The organism is uncultured Roseobacter sp. (assembly GCF_947495275.1).
Classification (GTDB): Bacteria; Pseudomonadota; Alphaproteobacteria; order Rhodobacterales; family Rhodobacteraceae; genus Roseobacter.
Window position 1 is genome coordinate 287,261 of sequence record NZ_CANLYL010000002.1, and the last position, 19,279, is coordinate 306,539.

Consider the following 19,279-nt stretch of genomic DNA (forward strand, 5'->3'; position numbering starts at 1 on the left):
TGTCGGCTTAGACCGCGAAGTCGTCTTCGCTCAGCTGCGTGCTGTCGATGCCTTCAAGGCGCAGGGAGCTGTCGGAGGAGAAGGACAGAACCGCATCAGCGCCATCTTGTGTGAGGCTGCTTGCCAGGTCGAAATCCGGGCCAAAGTCACTCAAGCGGATTTGGTCCACACCAAGCTGGAAGTCGGTGACCACATCGTTCCCGTCGCCCGGGGCGAAGTTGAACGTGTCCGCACCTGCGCCGCCGGTCAGCAGATCATTGCCGCCTTCACCGCTTATCAGGTCGTCACCATCGCCACCGTTCAGGACATTGTCGAGATCGCTGCCAATGATGACATCGGCGTCGTCGGATCCGATCACGTTCTCGATCGAACTCAGGACATCGGTTTCGATCACATTGTCGATCACATCCAGACCGATCACACCGGTGCCGCCTGTGGCATCCGTGTCCAGTGTTGCTCCTGCGTCCACCAGCGTGTCCTGCACAACCGGGCCGTTGGCACCGGCGGGTGCATTGTGCAGATGGATTGCAGATACAACGCCCGGGATCGGAGTGTTCAGATCCGCCTCATTGAGGCCAACAACGCTCAGTTCGGAAGAATAGAGCACCTCACCTGCCTCGTTGAACGAGATTGTGACTGTTGCCTCGCCTGTGGCGTTGCTGTCCGATGTTGGCCCGGGTTCCTGGCTGGCATCCAGCGATCCAGCAAGCTCGATCACACGGTCATGACCGGTGCCTGTGTCGCTGATGACCTCCAGTTGGCCACGGATCTCGCCAGCGGGGAAATCAGATGTGTGGATGTTGTAGTAGAGGTTACCCGCCACTGCCTGCTCCACAAACTGTGCCCCATCGGCGATGGCTGAACCGAACTGACCCGGTGCGACGACGGTCTGATTGACCACTGACACGTTAAAGCCGGTTTCACGTGTCGCCGTTCCGCTACCGTTTGGCCCCAGATTGACCGTAACAGCCACATCGAGGTCGGAGAAATCGACCGTGTCGAAGCCGTCGCCCCCGTCGATGAAGTCGTTGCCAAGACCGCCAACGATAACGTTGTCACCGTTGCCTGCGATCAGGACGTCATCGCCCGCGCCGCCGTCGATGGTGCCATTGATCTGGCCAAGGTCGACCACAACGTCATCACCTGCACCCAGGAGCACGTTGCCGTTGACCACACCATCGTCGTCGTTGACGAAAGTGACTGTACCCGCATCGGTCGCGTCAATGGCATTGACGTTGCCGCGAATCTCACCTTCGTTGATGATCGCACCCAGCAGTTCAAGACCGCCATCAACCCGGATACCTGCAGCAGCATCGCTGTCTTCAGAACCGGCGATAAGGCCGTTGTTCTGCACCAGACCGGCAAAGCCTGCATCTTCCTGATTGCTGAACAGACGCAGACCGTCACCAACCTGATTGCCTTCAACCGCGTCACCACGGCCCTGGAACGTGCCATCGTTGATAACGGCCGCGGAGACAATATCGCCATCCACGTCGCCGGTTTGCAGAGCAACGCCTGAGCCATTGTTACCTAGGCCAGCATCGACGAGGCCGGAGTTGGTGAAGCTGTAGTTGTCAGCGGTACCATCTGCATAGACTGTGCCATTGCGCTGATTACCCGTACCAAGGATGGAGCCTTCGTTGACAACGTCGAGGCCTTCGCCATCGATGTTCAACGCGCGGCTGTCAGAGGAGACCGTTCCGCGGTTGATGAAGGACCCCCCGGAATGGTCGCCCGTACCGAAGTAGACACCGTTTTGGACACCGGCGAAGGTACCGCCTGCTTCGTTGACCAACTCACCCTGGAAGTTGACATTGTTCACAGCCCGGAACGCACCGGTGGTGCCTTGCGCGCTTTCGGAAGTCACCGAACCCGAGTTGGTGATCGACCCCTCAAAGAACGCGGGGCCAAATCCGGCGTCAGACCGCACACCTTCGAGGCGGATACCATCACCTGCGGTACCGGCAGCGGCCGAAGCCTGACCACGCCCGGAAATGTCGCCCGCGTTGGTAATCTCAACGTCGCCGTTGCCCTCAGCCGCCAGCGACAGGGAGATACCTGCGCCCTGATTGCCTTCACCGGCATCAACGGTGCCGTTTGCAAGGTTCTGGATCGAGAAGCCGCTTGCCGTATCATCCGCATAGATTGTGCCGTTGCGCTGATCGCCGGTGCCCAGAATGTCACCGCCATTGACGAGATCAACGCCTGACCCGTCGATGTTGACCGCCCGGCTGCCGGATTGGATCGTGCCAAGGTTAAGAATATCCAGATCATGTTCGGCATTGCCGACATAAAGACCGTTGCGGACCCCTTCGATCGTCCCGGTTTGGGTGTTGAGAATGCGGCCGTCCGCGCCAACGCCATCAGCAATTCGGATACCCGCTGCCGTGCCCTGATCGCTTTCAGAAGATACCAGACCGCTGTTAACGATATCGGTATCAAGGATCGCACCTTCGGCCCCGTCATCGACGCGAATACCATCGCCCGCAAGACCGGTGTTGGCCGCAGCCTGCCCGCGGCCCTGAATGGTCGATCCAAAACCGTTGAAGATGGATGTTGATACGACGTCACCTACTTCGTCGCCAACCTGCAAGGACACACCCGCGCCCTGATTGCCGTCGCCTGCGTCAATGGTGCCGCCTGCAAAGTTGCTGATCGAGACGTCTTCGGCAGTGCTGTTGGTATAGATCGTACCATTGCGCTGATCACCCGTGCCGATGATGTCGCCAAAATTGCGAACGTCGATACCTTCACCTTGAATATCCACCGCCCGGCTGTCAGAGGAGATCACGCCACCTCTGAAGTTGTCCAGCTGACCGGAGCTATTTGGCCCAGCGAAGCGAACGCCGTTGAACTCTCCCGCGATCTCACCAAAGTTTCGAATGGTGGCACTGCCGGATACCAGGATACCGCTTGCCAGCGCATCCGCACCGGAATTGGCTTCGATGCTGCCGGAACGAAAGTTGAAGACCTGTGCATCCTCACCTTCAACAGCTACCGCAGCTTCGGCATTGTTCGTTTCGATTTCACCAAAGTTCAGCAAACGGGCAAAATCATTGTCCAGCAAGAACGCCGGCGTGTTGTCGACAACGGTGCTCTGAAAGAAACCGTTTGTCAGGGTTTGTCCGTCTCGGACCGTTTCTTGTGCCAGCGTCGACGTCGTCAAAAGACGGGCGCGCAGACCAGCGAGTAGTTCGGAAAGCATGGGGAGACTCCATAATTGTTTTTCGGTTGCGGACAGCTGCCAGGAGGCAAATTGTCCGTGCCCTATTTCTTATGAAGCCGGTGTTGGCCTGAGAAATTCACGGTCTGAATGAGTGCCATAAGCCCACCAAATACTCACAGCGCCCGTGATCTCTGAAATTATTTTATATAATTTTATCAATTAGTTAGGATAATCCTGTATCACCTGTGAAACTATTCGATGTCGCTTGCTGACATTAATGTCAGCTGTGTTGAGCCAATTTTTTGACCTGAAATTCGACTTTTGGCTTTCAGAAGGAGGCTTGGATCAAGGCTGATCAAACTATGTCGAGCAAAGATATCGCTGTGGCTGCACAAAAGAAGTTTCGCCGCCCGCAGTTGCGACGGCAGGTTTCGGGAACGAAAAGTTCGAGTAACGGGCGGAACCCTCTCCGCAAGTTAACGCACTTCCTAAAGGGGCAGTTTGATGGCTGCCTTTAGCGCGCCTTCTTTCGGTTGCGATGCAACCGTCCCCGGGGGAGGGGCCTCTTGAATATGACTGCGCATAGCGTCAATGACCGCAGTGCGGGGGTACTCTGGCCGTGTGATTGCGCCAAGCTCGCGGATGTTCCCTTCGTCGTTGAAGGGAATAAAGTCGAGGCCGAAGTTGTCACTCCGGAACTGCATCGCGGCGATGGCATTTATCATCGTGCAGGCGTCACTTTCGGCGACATGCCGGCAAACCGTTTCGAAGCGCGCTGTTCGAACATCAATGCCGACGAGCTCCGTCACATCGGTGGAAGGTTGCGGCAAATCCTTTTCCAGATCGTACCCGAAGGAGGTGTCAAATCGAACCAGCAGATCCGCGGGGACCTCATGCGCCCAAATGCTCGAATGTTTGCTGAGAAAATGCCCCTTACGTACACCGAGATACAAGGGCTCCAGCCAAAGCGATGCGAAATCCATCGGTTTTTTTGATGCTTCATAGAGGGTTGTGTGGCTCTTGCGCGCAATGAATGCCACATCAATGGCCTTGCTTTCGACCATATGCGCCAATTGGGCAGGGTATTCTTCGACAATGATGACCCGCATGTCGGGGTAGAGATGGGCAAACATATCACGAAAGTAGCGCGACAAATATGCAGCGAGCGTTGGTGTCATCCCCAACCTTAGCGGCATGGTATCCACATTTCTGTGCTGCTGAGCTACATCGTCGATCCGCTCGACCAGCCCGTTGATCTGCCGGGCGGCAGCCAGAAACTCCGATCCGAACTCGGTCAGATGTACATCTCGATTTCCACGTTTGAAGATATCGAGGCCCAGTTCGGCTTCCAGTTTCTTGATCTGATTGGATAGTGCTGGCTGGCTTACGTTTACGATTTCCGCCGCGCGGGTGAAATTACGGTGATCCGCTACGGCAATCACATACATTAAATCTCGCAGGTTCATCGGACTTATATCCTAACTGTGAACTATGGCCGGGGGCATATGACACGCCTGAAGCCGCGAAAGCTGCCGTCACTTATAAAACCGCAAAACCGATCAAATACCCGTGCATACTGGCCGCGGCAGATATCGTTGCGCAAGTCTGCGGCCTGTCACCTCGCAGGTAAGTGAAGGAGCGCGAGGGGGATTGCAACGGACGGCTTTGAATCTTGTGCGTTCATCACAGTCTGGAGCGGCGCAAATGCCAGCGACATCGTACCGAAAAAGGAACGGTGATCCGGCACGATCCTGCCGCCTTGGAAATAGGGTCGCAATAACATGCCGACGAGCTCTGTGATCCGGCGAATTGAAGCTTGTCCTCAGGGTTTCGGGCGGGGTCGCTTGACCCTTGCTGACAGCACGAACTAGGTCTCCCCTGCCAGTCGAGGACGTATCACCGCGAAGGGCATGAGCCGTATGAAATCATGAATACGGCCCAAAACCAGTTCCCTGTTTTTGGAGCTGCTGTAACGCTCTGGGCGCATGTTGTGTCCGGGTCCGGTCGAGACATGCCCTGATCAAGCATGTCGGCAGTCTGGTCAATGAGCGCGAATGTCGAACCGGTTGCCCCTGTCAAAGGGGGCACCAAAATTTACGGTAAACGAAGGAAGAAATCATGTCTCAAGCAAATGCACTCGAGCAACTCATGCTTAACTTGATCAACGAAGAACGGGCCGCGGCAGGGGTCCAACCACTGACATTTGACGACAGATTGAACGATGCATCCGAAGATCACAGCGCATGGATGCTCGATTCAAACCGTTTCTCGCACACCGGGGAGGGGGGCTCCAGCCCAACAGCCCGGATGGAGAATGCTGGCTTTGAGTTCGAAGGATCCTGGCGTTCAGGTGAAAACATCGGATGGCAAAGTGAGCGCGGTGACCCTGGTCTGGAGGATGATGTCGAACAGATTCATGACAGCCTGATGCGCAGCCCCGGGCATCGGGCCAATATCCTGAACCCTGACTTTGAAGAGATCGGGATAGGTATTGAGCGCGGAGATTTCACCTCGGGCAGCACTTACGATTCAGTGATGGTCACGCAGAACTTCGCAACCACTGATGCAGAGGATCCAGCAGATCCTGCTCCAACGGATGATACTGACCCACCTGTTGTCACGGATGTTGATGAGCCGGTGACTGATGACGGGACGGACGACCCCGTTGATATGGAAGAACCCGATGACAGTGGTGACGACACTCCGGTGGATACGGTGGATGATCCGGCTGACGACGACGATGAAGAGCCCGTCGATACTGCCGAAGATGACGACGATCCGGTTGATGCGGACGATCCTGCGGATACGCCGTCGGACGATGAGGATGATCCTGTAGATACTGCTGAAGACGACGAGACACCGGATGACGGTGAGGAGCCGGTTGATACGGCAGATGACGAGACGCCTGATGATGATGAAGAGCCGGTCGATACTGCGGAAGACGATGACACGCCGGATGACGGTGAGGAACCCGTTGACACCACAGATGACGAGACACCGGACGAAGATGACGATCCCGTCGATATGGCAGAGGATGATGACACGCCAGCCGATGACGACGATAGCGACGTTCCGGCTGACGATGATATGGCCGCCTGTGACGGCAATGGGATCATCTTCGTGAACTTCGGTGACTTCAACATCGACTTCAACTTTTACGGCGTCGACGAAGACACAGACGATACCGAAACGCCAGACGATGTCGCGATGGACGAGGACAACGGGGACGAAGGCATGGACGACGATGCCCCCTGTGTGACCTTTGATGTCGATGCATTCCTTGCGCAAGTCAGCGAAATGCTAACGCAAATCGATTGGGAGCTTGATGGCTTCCAATGCTCTGAAATGGCGTAATGCCTTGCTCTGGGGGGAGGCACCACGTGCTTTCCCCCAGACGACCCTTCAACAAGAGACCTCTTTTCCGTCTTTAGATAATCGAGATAAATCGTGAAACAATTGAACCATGGCGCGGCAGAACTGCGCCGCGCTCGCAAAACCGGCTCCAGCCTCCTGGCGTCAACATTTTTGTTCAGCATTTTTGTGAACTTGCTCATGCTGACCGGCCCTCTTTTCATGCTACAGGTTTACGACCGCGTGCTTGCATCCGGGTCCGAAGAAACCCTCGTGGCTCTCTTTTCGCTTGTTGCAGTGCTATATGTGTTTTTCGGTGTTCTCGATTTTGCCAGAGGCCGGTTGCTGACCAGATTCTCCGCCCGTTTTCAGGCGGTTTTGGATGCGCGGGTGTTCAGAGCGGTCCTGAAGCTTTCGCAATCCGCTCCCCCTGGAAAGGTGTCAAAGGCTGGTTTACGAGACCTGACGCAAGTTCAAAACGTTTTGTCTTCTCCTGTGATGCTGGCGCTTTTTGACATCCCCTGGTCGCCCCTTTTTATCTTGGTGATATTCGTCTTTCACCCATTGCTGGGATGGATCGCGGTTGCTGGTGCAGGGGTGCTCATCGTGCTGACCATGGTGCATAATTTCCTGACCAGAGACAAATCCACGAAAGCCCAATCCGCAGGTCTTACCGCACAGCGTTTTGCCGACAAGTCCTGTGAGCACAGCGGTTTGGTACGCGCATTGGGCATGCGCGACGCAACCGTCGACCACTGGAAAAAGCTGAGTGATCAGGCGCTGGAGCAGAGCATCCAGAATGCGGACCAGTCTGGCGTTATGACGTCAACAACCAAGACATTCAGGTTGTTTCTGCAATCCGCCATTCTGGCCGCAGGTGCTTTTCTGACCCTTCGAGGCGACCTCACAGGTGGGGCGATGATCGCAAGTTCTATTCTGCTGGGGCGCGCCCTGGCGCCAATCGAAAAGCTGTTGTCGCAATGGTATTTGCTGCAGCGCGCGCATGAGGCTTGGAATTCCCTTTCAACGCTTTTGTCAAGAATTCCACCGGACCCGCAGATGCTGAAACTGCCGCGGCCCAAGGCCGAAATATCTATGTCAAAGGTATCGGTGATGGCCTCAGGCAGCCGCAGACCGATATTGCAACATATCAGTTTCGCGGTCGGACCCGGTGAGGTCTTGGGTGTGATCGGGCGTAGCGGTGCCGGCAAATCAACCCTCGCGGAAACATTGCTCGGACTTTCGCCACTTGCCACAGGTACCGTCCGTTTGGGTGGTGCGGAGATTGGTCACTATGATCCTGACAGCTTTGGCAGCTATGTTGGGTATCTGCCACAGGATCTGACCCTCTTTGACGGCACGATTGCACAGAACATCGCGCGCATGTCTGTGAGCCCGGATGACAGCAAAGTTGTCGAAGCGGCCAAACGCGCCAATGCACATGAGTTCATACTTTCGCTACCGAACGGATATGACACCCGCGTGTCAGAAAATGAGGCGCAGATTTCCGGTGGCCAAAAACAACGGGTGGCACTCGCAAGGGCGCTTTACAACGATCCGCTGCTACTGGTTCTTGATGAGCCGAATTCTGCCTTGGATTCCGACGGATCTGCGGCACTCAATCAGACCATTCGAGACTTTCGCAATAACGACAAGGCCGTCATTCTGATGACCCACCGGACGGCTGCGCTGTCAGAATGCGACCGGCTGATCGTATTGGACGAGGGTCGGGTTCGCGCATCGGGACCCCGCGATGAGGTCATCAAAAACATGTTGAGCAGAACTAGAGATGGGGCGCAGGTCGTCGCCATGGCAGGAGCGAAGTAATGGAAAATGACGTGAAGACAAGATGGCACGCAAAGGCCCCGTTGATGATTGGGTTCTCTGCGCTGCTTCTGCTGGTCGGTGTAGTTGGCGCCTGGAGTACCAATACCGAGATCGCTGCTGCTGTGGTTGCTGAAGGTATGGTCGAAGTTGAATCCAACCGGCAGGTTATTCAGCATCCCGATGGTGGTGTTGTCGGGGAGATTCTTGTCAAAGATGATGACTACGTGGAGGCTGGCGATGTTTTGATCCGTCTGGACGGGCGTCTTTTGCGCTCGGAACTGACGGTTGTTGAGATTCAGTTGCACGAAATCCTTGTACGCAAGGCGCGCCTTCAAGCTGAACGAGATGACAGTGATGATATCACGTTTGGGCCCGTATTACTGGCTTTGTCCGAAGCCTCTTCCGAAGTTTCCGCCCTTATTGAGGGGCAGACCAATCTGTTTCGCGCGCGCGCGGTTTCTCTTGAAAAAGAACTGGAACAACTGGCTGAGCAAGTCTCGCAGATTGGCAATGAGATCATCGGCACCGAAGCTCAATTGACCGCTTTAGCCGAACAGCAAAAGTTAGTGAATGATGAGAAGATCAGTGCGGAACAGCTGCTGGAAAAAGGGTTGATGCAGGCGTCGCGCGTGACGACGTTGAGGCGAGATGCAGCGGGCATCACGGGAGAACTCGGGCGCTTGTCGGCGCGCAAGGCGCAGTTGAACGGGGAGATCGCCGCGCTGAACATTCAAAAACTCAGGCTGAAGACGACCCGGCGTGAAGAAGCGATAACGATGCTGCGCGACCTGCAGCCGCAGGAGGTCGAATTGACCGAGCGTGCCTTGTCGCTGCGCGAAACCCTGTCTCGGTTGGATATCCGCACGCCCGTCAGCGGCATTGTCTATGGGACAACCGTTTTTGCGCTCCAATCGGTGATCCAGCCAGCGGCGCCAATCATGTTCGTGGTGCCACAGGATCAGCCCTTGGTCGTTTCGGCACGCATCCCGTCGCGCAATATCGACCAGGTTTTTGTGGGACAGGAAGCTTCTTTGCGATTCACAGCCTTCAGCCAGCGAACGACGCCCGCGATTTCGGGTCAGGTATCCAATTTGTCTGCGGATGTCTTTGCCGATGAGGCAACCGGTGCCAGCTACTATCAGGCCAGGGTGAAGCCCGACCCACAGGAAATGAGCCAGTTGCAAGGGCAGGAACTGCTGCCGGGCATGCCGGTTCAGCTGTTTATCAAATCAGAAGAGAGGACGCCGCTTAGTTTTCTGGTCAAGCCGCTGATGGATTACCTGACACGCGCCTTTCGTGAGGCTTAGGAGGGGTCGCGCCCCTCGGAGGTAACTGGCGTCCGAGGTCAGAGGCGGTTTTCAAATGTCAAAGAAAACCGTCTCATCCTTGCCATGCAGACGAATGTCGAACCTGTAGACCGGCTTTTCACCGCTCTCGTCGCGCATCGCGATCAGTGTTTGTCGCCGTTCCGGCCATTCTATCAGACCGAGCACCGGATCTTTGAGATTTGCCTCTGCTTCATCTGAAAAATAGATGCGGGTGTTGAGCCCGACGTTGATGCCACGTGCGACAATCCAGAGGTTGATATGGGGGGCCATCTGTTGCCCGCCGTGTCCGCAGACCGCCCCGGGTTTGATGGTATCAAAGCGCCAGAGGCCCGTCTCAAAATCGGTGATAACGCGCCCCCATCCCCGGAAACCCTCTTCGACCTCTGCCTCTTGCTCGGGATGCGCATAAATGCCCTTCGCATTGGCTTGCCAGGCTTCAAACAGGGCATCTTTGATCGGACTGCCCGCAGCATCAATGATCGCGCCTTCAACTCGAATGCGTTCTCCGGCGGCGTTCGGTCCAGCGATGTCCTGGCCCAGCTCATGCGCATAGATATCAAATCCGGCAGCGCCGGGCGCCAGACCGATATGTACATAGGGGCCGGCCGTTTGCGACGGGGTCTCCTTGAGGTAATTCAGGTCCCGGGTCATGGTTTAGTTCCCCTCCGGACGAGTCTCGAAATAGGTTGATCGCCGCCCCCTGAGCACAATGTCGAATTTATAGGCAAGCGCATCCAGAGGCATCGAGGCATTCATGTCCAGCTTTGCGACCAGCTGTGCACGCGCTGCTTCATCGGGGATTGTATTGACGATCGGGCATTTCTCGATCAACGGATCCCCTTCGAAATAAAGCTGGGTGACCAGACGCTGCGCGAAGGCACTGCCAAAGATCGACAGGTGAATGTGGGCCGGTCGCCAGCTGTTTACCCAATTTCGCCAGGGATAGGCACCGGGTTTGACCGTGCGAAAGGAATAGTACCCTTCGGTGTCGGTGAGCGTTCGGCCGCACCCTCCGAAATTGGGATCAACGGGGGCAAGATAGCTGTCTTTTTTGTGTCGGTACCGGCCTCCGGCATTCGCCTGCCAGGCTTCAACAAGCGTGCCCACGACAGGCCGGTGGTTCTCATCCAAAACCCGGCCATGCAGGATGATCCGTTCACCGATCGGGCTTTCTCCCGGGCGGGCGTAGTTTGTCAGCAGGTCGTTGTCGCCGACGGCGATATCGTCCTGACCAAAGACCGGTCCGGTTAACTCGGATGGGGAGTTCTCAAGGCTGATCAACGGAAACTGCGGGGACCGCGTAACGGAGGTCTTGTAGTCAGGCGTCAGGGCCGATGGCTGCCAACGCCAGTCTCTTTGGTAAAAATCACCTTTGTACGTCATTTTTTTGGATCTTTCCCACCGGGCGCTGCCTTCGTGGCGTCCATTTCCGCAAAGGTCGCTTTCGCGAGTTTCAGCGCGTGATTGGCGCGCGGCACCCCGGCGTAGATGGCCACATGCTGAAAGGCTTCCTGAACATCGACGATGGAAGCGCCGGTATTGGCCGTCGCCCGAATATGCATGGGGATTTCGTCGAAGTTTCCGGTCGCCGCCAACAGTGCCAGCGTGATCATCGAGCGCTCGCGCGGCGAGATTGCATCAGACGCCCAGACGGTGCCCCAGGCGGCCTCCGTAATCAAATCCTGAAAGGGCCCATCCAATTCGGTTTTGGCGGCTTCAGCCGCGTCGACGTGCGCATCGCCAAGAATTTTGCGGCGCACGGACATTCCGGTCTCTGATCGATTGCTCAAGTCCTGACTCTCCCGATTTAGCCTGAGTAAACCAAAGCCAGAGACAAATTCATATGATCAAATTCCCGTTTTACTTCTCAGGGCCGGTATTTCAATGTGCCCTGGCGGGAGGAGCCGGAATGCGAACACAGGTTGCCATCATCGGAGGAGGGCCGTCTGGGTTGCTCCTGAGCCAGCTTCTGCACCGGCAGGGGATCGATACCGTCGTTCTGGAACGCAAGACGAAAGAGTATGTTCTGGGCCGCATTCGCGCCGGTGTTCTGGAGGCAGGGCTGGTTGATCAGATGCGCACTGCAGGTGTCTCCGAGCGGATGGACGCAGAAGGTATTCTCCATCGCGGCACCGTCATTTCTTATGGGGATACGCAAATCAACATCGATTTTCAGGCCCACACCAGCAAGAGCGTGATGATCTACGGTCAAACTGAATTGACGCGCGACCTCTATGAGGCGCGCGAAGCCATGAGTGGGAATTTGGTTTTTGGCGTCAACAAGGTCGAAATCAAAGACGCTGATACAACCGCGCCCCATGTTACTTATGAAATCAATGGATCAATGCACCGGCTGGATTGCGATTATATCGCCGGGTGCGACGGCTTCCACGGGGTCAGCCGCCAGAGCATTCCCAAGACGGTTCGACATGAATATGAGAAAATCTACCCCTTTGGCTGGCTGGGCGTTCTGTCTGAAACCCCGCCCGTTCATCACGAATTGATCTATGCCAGCTCCGATGTTGGTTTTGCCCTGTGCTCCATGCGCAATGCACAGCTCAGTCGCTACTATGTTCAGTGCGATCTTTCGGACAGCCCTGAAAACTGGTCGGATAACGCTTTTTGGGACGCCCTGAAACGGCGCATTCCGGAAGAACACGCCGACGTGCTGATCACGGGCCCCTGCATTGAAAAATCGATTGCACCCTTGCGTTCGTTTGTCTGTGAGCCGATGCAATGGGGACGGTTGTTCCTATGCGGTGACGCGGCCCACATTGTCCCGCCGACCGGCGCAAAAGGATTGAATACAGCGGCGAGTGATGTCCACTACCTGTCTCAGGGTTTGGTGCAGTTCTATCAATCCGGCGAGACAGCAGCGATCGACGCATATTCTGCAAAAGCGCTCGAACGTGTCTGGAAAGCAGAACGGTTCAGCTGGTGGATGACCAGTCTCCTGCACAGATTTCCAGATCAAAACGCTTTTGATTTCAGAATGCAGCAAGCTGAGGTCGCTTTTTTGAGAGATAACCCAAATGCGCAGGCCGTTTTCGCCGAGAACTATGTAGGGCTACCCTATTGAGCAGATGATCGCCTTGCAGACGCGGAACCGTGGCGGTATCGCTTAATCCTTCAGGTAATTCTTGCGCGCAGGTCCGCGATATCCGGCTGTCAGCTCCTCAGGCACTTCAGAGCCGTCGATGAGGAAAGGCAGTATTCCTTTACGGCCCGATGCGCCGCGCCCCGCTTTAATCTGTTCGTCAGAAATCGTCACACGTTGCGCCATTCGACGCCCCCATTGGGCAAGATCATCGTAGAGTTTTTCAACAGCTTCGGCATGTAGATCGGTTTTGGCAAGATCGTGAAACTCTGCGGGATCTGTCTCCAGATCGAACAGCATGGGGCGAAAGCCGCCTTCGGCATGGATCAGCTTGTAGCGTCCATCAAACACCATGAAGAGACGCGCATCCCGTGGTTCCAGACCAAGCGCCTGGCAGTGGGATGTCCCTGAGTAGTCATACTCGCTAATGGCGAATGTGCGCCAATCGGGGGATTGGCCATGAAGCCAGGGCGTCAGCGCACGGCCTTCAAGAATGTGATCCGGCATCTTCCCTCCGGCGAAATCGACGAAGGTCGGTGCAAGATCGATGCTTTCCACCAAGGCGTCACATGTCGTGCCCCGCGTGGGCTCTGCCTCAGAGCGTGGATCATAGATGATCAGCGGTATCTTCACGCTTTGCTGGTGAAAAAGCTCCTTTTCGCCCATCCAGTGATCGCCCAGATAATCTCCATGATCAGAGGTCAGAACGATCATTGTATTTTGCAATTTTCCCGTACTTTCCAGATGATCCAGCAGGACACCCAGTTGATCATCGCATTGCTTGACCAGCCCCATGTAGGCGGGAATGACCTTGTTGCGCACGCTTTCTTGTTGAAACGCCCGGGCGACTTTACCGTTGATGTAGGCCTCGTAGACAGGATGCGGATTGATGCGTTCATCCTCGTGCCGCAACGCAGGCACCACGTGATCCGGCCCATACATGCCGTGATAGGGCGCGGGCACGATGTAGGGCCAATGTGGCTTGATGTAGCTTAGATGCGCGCACCAGCCATCCTGAGCCTGGTCGACATATTTGATGGCTTCACGTGTGAGCCAAGGGGTTTCGCTGTCTTCTTCGCGGATGTTTGCGGGTCGGTCGGCATTGGTGAACATCCAGCCTGATGCCATATCACCCTGCGTCCCAATGCCTGCATTTGCGAAATGTGCCCACGGGTTTTCGGAAGGATATCCCTTTGCTTTCAGGTATTCGTTGTAGGGTGATCTCTTCTCGTCATAGAACCCGTCTGGACCTTCGGCCCAAAGCCCGTCATCGCGTACCCAGGCGTCAAATCCACATTCTGATTGGCGCACTCCGATGATATCCGTCTGGTCTATGCCAAGCCGTTCCATACCCTCCAGATCAGCTTTCATATGGGTTTTGCCGATGAGGACACACTCCATCCCTTCGCGGCGTAGATGGTCTCCCAAGGTATGTTCGCCGACCCGCAAGGGAAATCCGTTCCACTGCGCACCGTGCGAGGAAGTGTAGCGTCCGGTGTAGAAGCTCATGCGAGAGGCCCCACAGATCGGAGATTGGACAAAGGCGTTTGTAAACCGCACACCCATGCGGGCCACACGATCAAAATTTGGCGTCTGCAAATGTGGGTGACCCGCGCAAGACAGATAATCAAACCGAAGCTGGTCGTACATCACGAACAGGATATTCATCGCCGGTTTTGACGTTCGCGCAGCGTCAGTCATTTATAACCTTCCTTTAGATTTCGCTCAGCGTTTATCTATCCTAGCGGAACGCGGCGGAGGTGCCACCCAATGTGTTGACGGGATGAAATTGATTTTGATCCATGGCGCGCAGGAAGGCGCGCACTGCTCCAAATCATCGAGTGCTTTGCAAAATTCGACCGTTTTTACTATTCGGATTGTGTCATTCCGGTCCGCCGCAGAGCTCGACTTCAGAGCAGCTCGATGGCAGGGTTGCAAAATTCAACTGCTATGGGTGTGAACCAAGCATCTCTGGTAACCGTCGTCTTCGGATCAAACACACGGACAGTGCTCTGCGATGGGGCGTCTTAGGGCCACGAACAATTTCAGCTTCGCGTTTGCCTATCCGATCATCATGCGACCATTGCTACTGCGCAGATCTGTCACGAAATCGGTAACCGCATCCGCACTCATCGGATGTGCCAGTCCATAGCCTTGCAGATAGCAACAACCGAGTTTCTGTAGTATGGCGACGTGGGCGGTGGTCTCGACACCCTCGGCGATGACATCAATGTTCAGCATTTTGCCTATGTCGATAATTGTTCTCACAAGTTTTTGCTGACGCTTGGAGCCGACGATTGGCTGCACCAGCGTGCGGTCGACCTTCAATCTTTTTGGCGCGATTTGAAGCAGGCTTGCAATTGAAGCGTGACCGCTCCCAAAATCATCAATTTCGACCTCGATGCCAAGCTCGCCTATCAGCGAGAGGTTTCGGTCGATAACGTCATTTTGGGCGTCCAGGAAGGCAGATTCCAGTAATTCGAACGAGAGCCGTCCCGTTGGCAGATCCAGCTTCCCAAGTCTGTCGGCAAGACCGGGATCATTCAGCCGGTGTGAAGACACGTTCACTGAAACCTTGGGAATGTCCAAACCACGCGCTTCCCAGCTTTCCATGTCACGCAGCGCTTGGTGCAACACGAGTTCATCAAATTGTGCAAGCAGCCCCATATCTTCCGCCGTCTGGAGGAACTCATTTGGCATTATCAAACCAAAATCGGCGCTTTCCCACCTGACCAGCGCTTCCATACCCGTGAGCTCAAGTGTTTTTGCATCGAATTGGGGCTGGTAATGGCAGGTGATTTCACCCTGATCGAACCCGGCCAGCAGGGCGTCGAAAGAGTTTTTGCGCCGACGCGCCTCTTCCTTCATCTTGCTGTTGTAGAACCGGTACCGACCCCGCCCGGCTTTCTTGGCCTCATACAAGGCAAGATCTGCGTCAATGAACAGATTGCTGTTTGCGTCCTGATGTACGGGTGAGACTGCAATGCCAATGCTTGTGCCAATGTTGCATTGCTGTACGCCGTAATAATAAGGCGCTGACATATCGGCGATGATCTTTTCTGCAATATCCGTCAGGATATCCTTAGGGGGTGCATCAATGAAGAATGCGACGAATTCGTCGCCGCCCACGCGGGATACAAGAGCGGAATCCGGCGTATTGCGTTGCAGTATATCGGCGGCATGCTTCAACGTGGCGTCGCCCGCATCATGTCCCAATGTGTCATTGATCTGCTTAAAGTGATCGATATCGAAGTGCAGCACAGCCATTTTCGATGGATGTTTGTGAGCTTTTTTGCTGTGTTCAGTATAAATCTGATCAAGGTGCCGGCGATTTGCCAGACCGGTCAACGCATCATGCCTGCTCTCATGCTCAAGTCTCAGCCGTGCCTGCTCCAGCTCCTGGGCTCGCTCATGGTCGTTTGTGACGTCAAAATTCACCCCATAGTAACGCGGGCCGGTCTGCACATCGTCCACATATTTACCACGACTACGGATGTAGCGAATTGATCCGTCGGGCGCTAAATGCCGGTAGTCATAAGCAACGTCTACCTGCCGCTCAAGACACTCTTCAGCATATGCAAGGGTAGCTTCGCGATCATCCGGATGGATGAAATTGGCCCAGTCGTCGCCATCACGCCTGTTTTTGCCGTCCGTGATACTGAACATCTTAAGCAACCTGTCGTCCCAGAAAGCTTCGTTGGTGTTCACGTGAAACTCCCAACGTCCCATCTCGGCCGCTTCCATTGCAACATCCAGACGCTCGGCCATCCTGAGCCATTCCATCTGCACCGTCTTGATATCGGTGATGTCTGTATCAGTGCCGACAATTCGTGCAGGCTGCCCCTGCGCATCGCGGCGCACCACGCGGCCACAGCTCAGGATGCAAATCCAATGCCCTTCAGTATGGCGCTGCCGGAATTTGTAGTTGATGATATCGGTTTCCCCGGACTCCAGACGTTGCAGCTCTTCTTTGATGTGGTCCAGGTCCTGTGGGTGAATGGTCTTTAGCCAATCTTCGGTTGTCTCGGGAGCGGCTTCATCCACTTCAAGGCCGCGGAGCGCGCGCCATTCCGGGGACAAGCGATGCCGTCCACGCTCGAAATCATGGTCCCAGACACCTTGGTTTGCGCAGGCCAAAGCGAATTTCCACGGCGCTTCCTCTGCGTCCGGGGCATCGGGCTGCTGCATGTTTGACGGCGTATGCGCCTGCTGAAATAGAAAACCGGTCGAGTTGTCATGACCGTCTTGCAAGGGGGTTATTGAAAAGTGATGTGATGTGTCGCCAGCATTGATACATGTGTGGATCGGCAGCCCGTCGCAGGCCTGCATCTGAGCCACTATTTCCGAGACCTCGTCAGGTGACGATGCTGTCAGCAGGCTGCGCGCATCTGCCCCCTGAAGGGGTGCTGGCGCATTGCCTGCAAAAAGAGATCGGAACAGATGATTTGTGCAAACAACATGGAAATCCGCCCCAACATAAAACGCCGGGACGGTCAACGCATCGACAAGCGGGCTTATGGCCAAACCCGGACTGATGTTCGATCTATGATGCATCACGCCCCTTTTCACGGACCTGCATGAGGTCATAAGGCGTGGGATTTAAGGTCCAGTTATCACTTAAAAGTCTAACTGTTTTGTTCTTTTGCGCCAATTCTGGCTGTCAATCAGAAGTTCTTTGCGGATGCGCCTGCCGAAAGATGTGTAGAGGTGCGATCACCGACGCATCCCTGTCAGAGGGCGCCAAGTGAGCTTGTTTTCAGGCATTTCGGCTTAGCAAATAGGTATCCATAATCCAGCCGTGCCGTGCGCGCGCTTCCTCGCGGGTGGCGACAATCCTTTCGGCGGCTTCAGAAATATGCCCGCGATCCAGAATTTGTTCTTGCATGCCTAGATAAGCGCCCCACCAGATCATCATGTCTTCTGATTGGAACTGCTGGAATCCCGCTTCACCATCCAGCATGACAACGACCCGCTCGACGCCTTCGGGCCAGCCTTCGTCGCGCAGGCGCCTGCCCGTTGTGATGTGGATGGGTCCATTGATATCATTCAGGGGTATCGCATGCGCTGCGGTGAGGGCCTGAATAGATGTAATGCCGGGGAAAACGCGGATTTCTGGTTTCGGGACTAGTCTCTGGGCTATGCGTAACGTGCTGTCATAGAGCGACGGATCGCCCCAGACCAGCAATGCGACGGGCCCCGGTGGTGTGTTTTTGTCTGAGGCTGCGTGCCATCTCTTCGCAATTTCATCATGCCAACTTTCGACCCGTTCCAGATAAGGCAGGGTTTCATCCCGAAGCGGATAGTCAAACGGCACAATCACGGCCTCTGAGCCACTGGCTTTGATAATCCGGTGACGCAACTCGGCCAGATCGTCTTTCCCCTGTCCTTTGTGCGGCATCAGGATGACCGACGCATCGCGAATAGCGGCCATGCCTTCCCCGGTGACGTGGGCCGGGGAACCAGTGCCAATACCGATGAGCCAAAGGGTGTCGATCACTCTGAATTTCCCAAAGAAAATCCCGGACCCCGCCTGGGGATCCGGGACCGTGATTTACGTGACGATCAGGCTGCGGTGTAGAGGCGCTGCGTGAACAGACCGGATATGGATTTGGAACGCAGTGTCTTCGCGCCTGCCAGAACCGCCAGGTCAGCGATGGGTTCAATCAGCACGACAAGCATGTAAGCGAGACCGAAGGTCAACACGGACTGGAATGTTTCGGCACCGATGCCCTGACCGTAGAACGCCCAGAAGGCGACCCATGCCACAACGCCACCCTGATAAAGGCCGGACAGCTTCAAAACGTCCGAATAGGCCAGATCGACATAGGCTTTGTCTTCGGGGACGAACCGGCTGGCCACTGCGTGCATGGCAAAGAGCGGGACAAGCAGGGTGGTCACATTGACGAAGAACATCGGCATATCGCTGGGCGCGAAGAACGTGCCCTGGATCAACAGGCCCAAGGCAAGGCCCAGGGCGGCAGGTGCGGCACCCATTAGCAAAAACAGCGTTGTTCCCAGGATGAAGTGCACTTCGGAGACGCCAACCGGGAAATGCGGCAGAACCTCAAAGAAGATAAATGTGCCGATGGTGGCCATGGCGGTGCGCGCCGCGAACGAGCCGATGTTGCTCTTGGCAAGATCGCTCAGCGCCAGTTTGGCCGTATATCCGGCGGCACCTGCTGCTGTTGCATAGGCAAAAGCCATTTTGGCCCCGTCTACGACACCCGGTTCGATATGCATGTTTGCGTCCTTTCTCTGCTGCCCCTCCGGCAGCGCTTGGTCCGTGCGAACACGGGGGGATTATCTTTCGGAACGGCAGGTCTCCTGACTTGCGGGTCACTGCGCGCGGGTCCTTCCCAGCCTTTGGCCAGTGGGTCATCCGTTGCGCTTGCCGCTTACAGTTGCGGGGGCAGTCCGGGCCTTTCACCCAATTCCCTTTTCAGCCACAGAATGTAGCACCGTCCTTTAGTCCTATCCCCGATGATCGCGCCCGAACAAGCAAAAAAACGA

The 19,279-nt window shown here is 55.6% G+C and carries 13 protein-coding genes and 1 riboswitch; of the genes, 4 read left to right on the top strand and 9 right to left on the bottom strand.

Annotated features, from left to right (window positions below):
* Positions 1-7: 7 nt before the first annotated feature.
* Entirely contained in the window at positions 8-3,205 is a 3,198-nt protein-coding gene (locus tag Q0802_RS04660) for a CHRD domain-containing protein (protein ID WP_298914285.1), read from the bottom strand.
* Positions 3,206-3,654: 449 nt separating this feature from the next.
* Entirely contained in the window at positions 3,655-4,632 is a 978-nt protein-coding gene (locus Q0802_RS04665; RefSeq protein ID WP_298914286.1) for a LysR family transcriptional regulator, read from the bottom strand.
* Positions 4,633-5,284: 652 nt separating this feature from the next.
* Between Q0802_RS04665 and Q0802_RS04670 the strand changes: the two genes are divergently transcribed.
* From Q0802_RS04670 to Q0802_RS04680, 3 genes are all read left to right on the top strand, one after another.
* Positions 5,285-6,520 carry a CAP domain-containing protein gene (locus tag Q0802_RS04670; RefSeq protein ID WP_298914287.1) on the top strand — a complete coding sequence of 412 codons (1,236 nt, stop codon included), beginning with the start codon at positions 5,285-5,287 and terminating at the stop codon, positions 6,518-6,520.
* Between the two features lie 93 nt (positions 6,521-6,613).
* The gene (locus Q0802_RS04675) at positions 6,614-8,344 is read left to right on the top strand and encodes a type I secretion system permease/ATPase (RefSeq protein ID WP_298914289.1); all 1,731 of its coding nucleotides are present in this window, start codon (positions 6,614-6,616) and stop codon (positions 8,342-8,344) included.
* Positions 8,344-9,651: an HlyD family type I secretion periplasmic adaptor subunit gene (locus Q0802_RS04680; RefSeq protein WP_298914291.1), complete on the top strand. Its 1,308-nt coding sequence runs from the start codon at positions 8,344-8,346 to the stop codon at positions 9,649-9,651. Before Q0802_RS04675 ends, Q0802_RS04680 begins: the two co-directional genes overlap by 1 nt.
* 51 nt (positions 9,652-9,702) lie before the next feature.
* Here the strand turns inward: Q0802_RS04680 and pcaG are convergent, their stop codons facing one another.
* Genes pcaG through pcaC form a run of 3 tightly spaced genes read right to left on the bottom strand, consistent with a single transcriptional unit; the run spans position 9,703 to position 11,462 of the window.
* Positions 9,703-10,323: a protocatechuate 3,4-dioxygenase subunit alpha gene (gene pcaG, locus Q0802_RS04685; protein WP_298914294.1), complete on the bottom strand. Its 621-nt coding sequence runs from the start codon at positions 10,321-10,323 to the stop codon at positions 9,703-9,705.
* A 3-nt stretch (positions 10,324-10,326) separates the two neighbouring features.
* Entirely contained in the window at positions 10,327-11,055 is a 729-nt protein-coding gene (pcaH, locus tag Q0802_RS04690) for a protocatechuate 3,4-dioxygenase subunit beta (RefSeq protein WP_298914298.1), read from the bottom strand.
* Positions 11,052-11,462 carry a 4-carboxymuconolactone decarboxylase gene (gene pcaC / locus Q0802_RS04695; RefSeq protein ID WP_298914303.1) on the bottom strand — a complete coding sequence of 137 codons (411 nt, stop codon included), beginning with the start codon at positions 11,460-11,462 and terminating at the stop codon, positions 11,052-11,054. The genes pcaH and pcaC overlap by 4 nt, the downstream gene beginning before the upstream one ends.
* 119 nt (positions 11,463-11,581) lie before the next feature.
* On the opposite strand from pcaC, the gene pobA reads away from it, so the two are divergent.
* Entirely contained in the window at positions 11,582-12,751 is a 1,170-nt protein-coding gene (gene pobA, locus Q0802_RS04700) for a 4-hydroxybenzoate 3-monooxygenase (protein ID WP_298914306.1), read from the top strand.
* A gap of 42 nt (positions 12,752-12,793) precedes the next feature.
* Here pobA and Q0802_RS04705 read toward each other — a convergent pair whose 3' ends face one another.
* The 4 genes from Q0802_RS04705 to Q0802_RS04720 all read right to left on the bottom strand — a co-directional run bounded on the left by Q0802_RS04705 (position 12,794) and on the right by Q0802_RS04720 (position 19,009).
* Complete coding sequence (locus Q0802_RS04705; RefSeq protein ID WP_298915269.1) at positions 12,794-14,437, bottom strand: sulfatase-like hydrolase/transferase; 1,644 nt, start codon at positions 14,435-14,437, stop codon at positions 12,794-12,796.
* Between the two features lie 393 nt (positions 14,438-14,830).
* Entirely contained in the window at positions 14,831-17,323 is a 2,493-nt protein-coding gene (locus Q0802_RS04710) for an EAL domain-containing protein (RefSeq protein ID WP_298914310.1), read from the bottom strand.
* Between the two features lie 202 nt (positions 17,324-17,525).
* Complete coding sequence (gene cobF / locus Q0802_RS04715; RefSeq protein WP_298914313.1) at positions 17,526-18,266, bottom strand: precorrin-6A synthase (deacetylating); 741 nt, start codon at positions 18,264-18,266, stop codon at positions 17,526-17,528.
* 65 nt (positions 18,267-18,331) lie between these two features.
* Entirely contained in the window at positions 18,332-19,009 is a 678-nt protein-coding gene (locus tag Q0802_RS04720) for an energy-coupling factor ABC transporter permease (protein WP_298914315.1), read from the bottom strand.
* A 56-nt stretch (positions 19,010-19,065) separates the two neighbouring features.
* Positions 19,066-19,247: riboswitch (cobalamin riboswitch) on the bottom strand.
* Between the last annotated feature and the right edge of the window lie 32 nt (positions 19,248-19,279).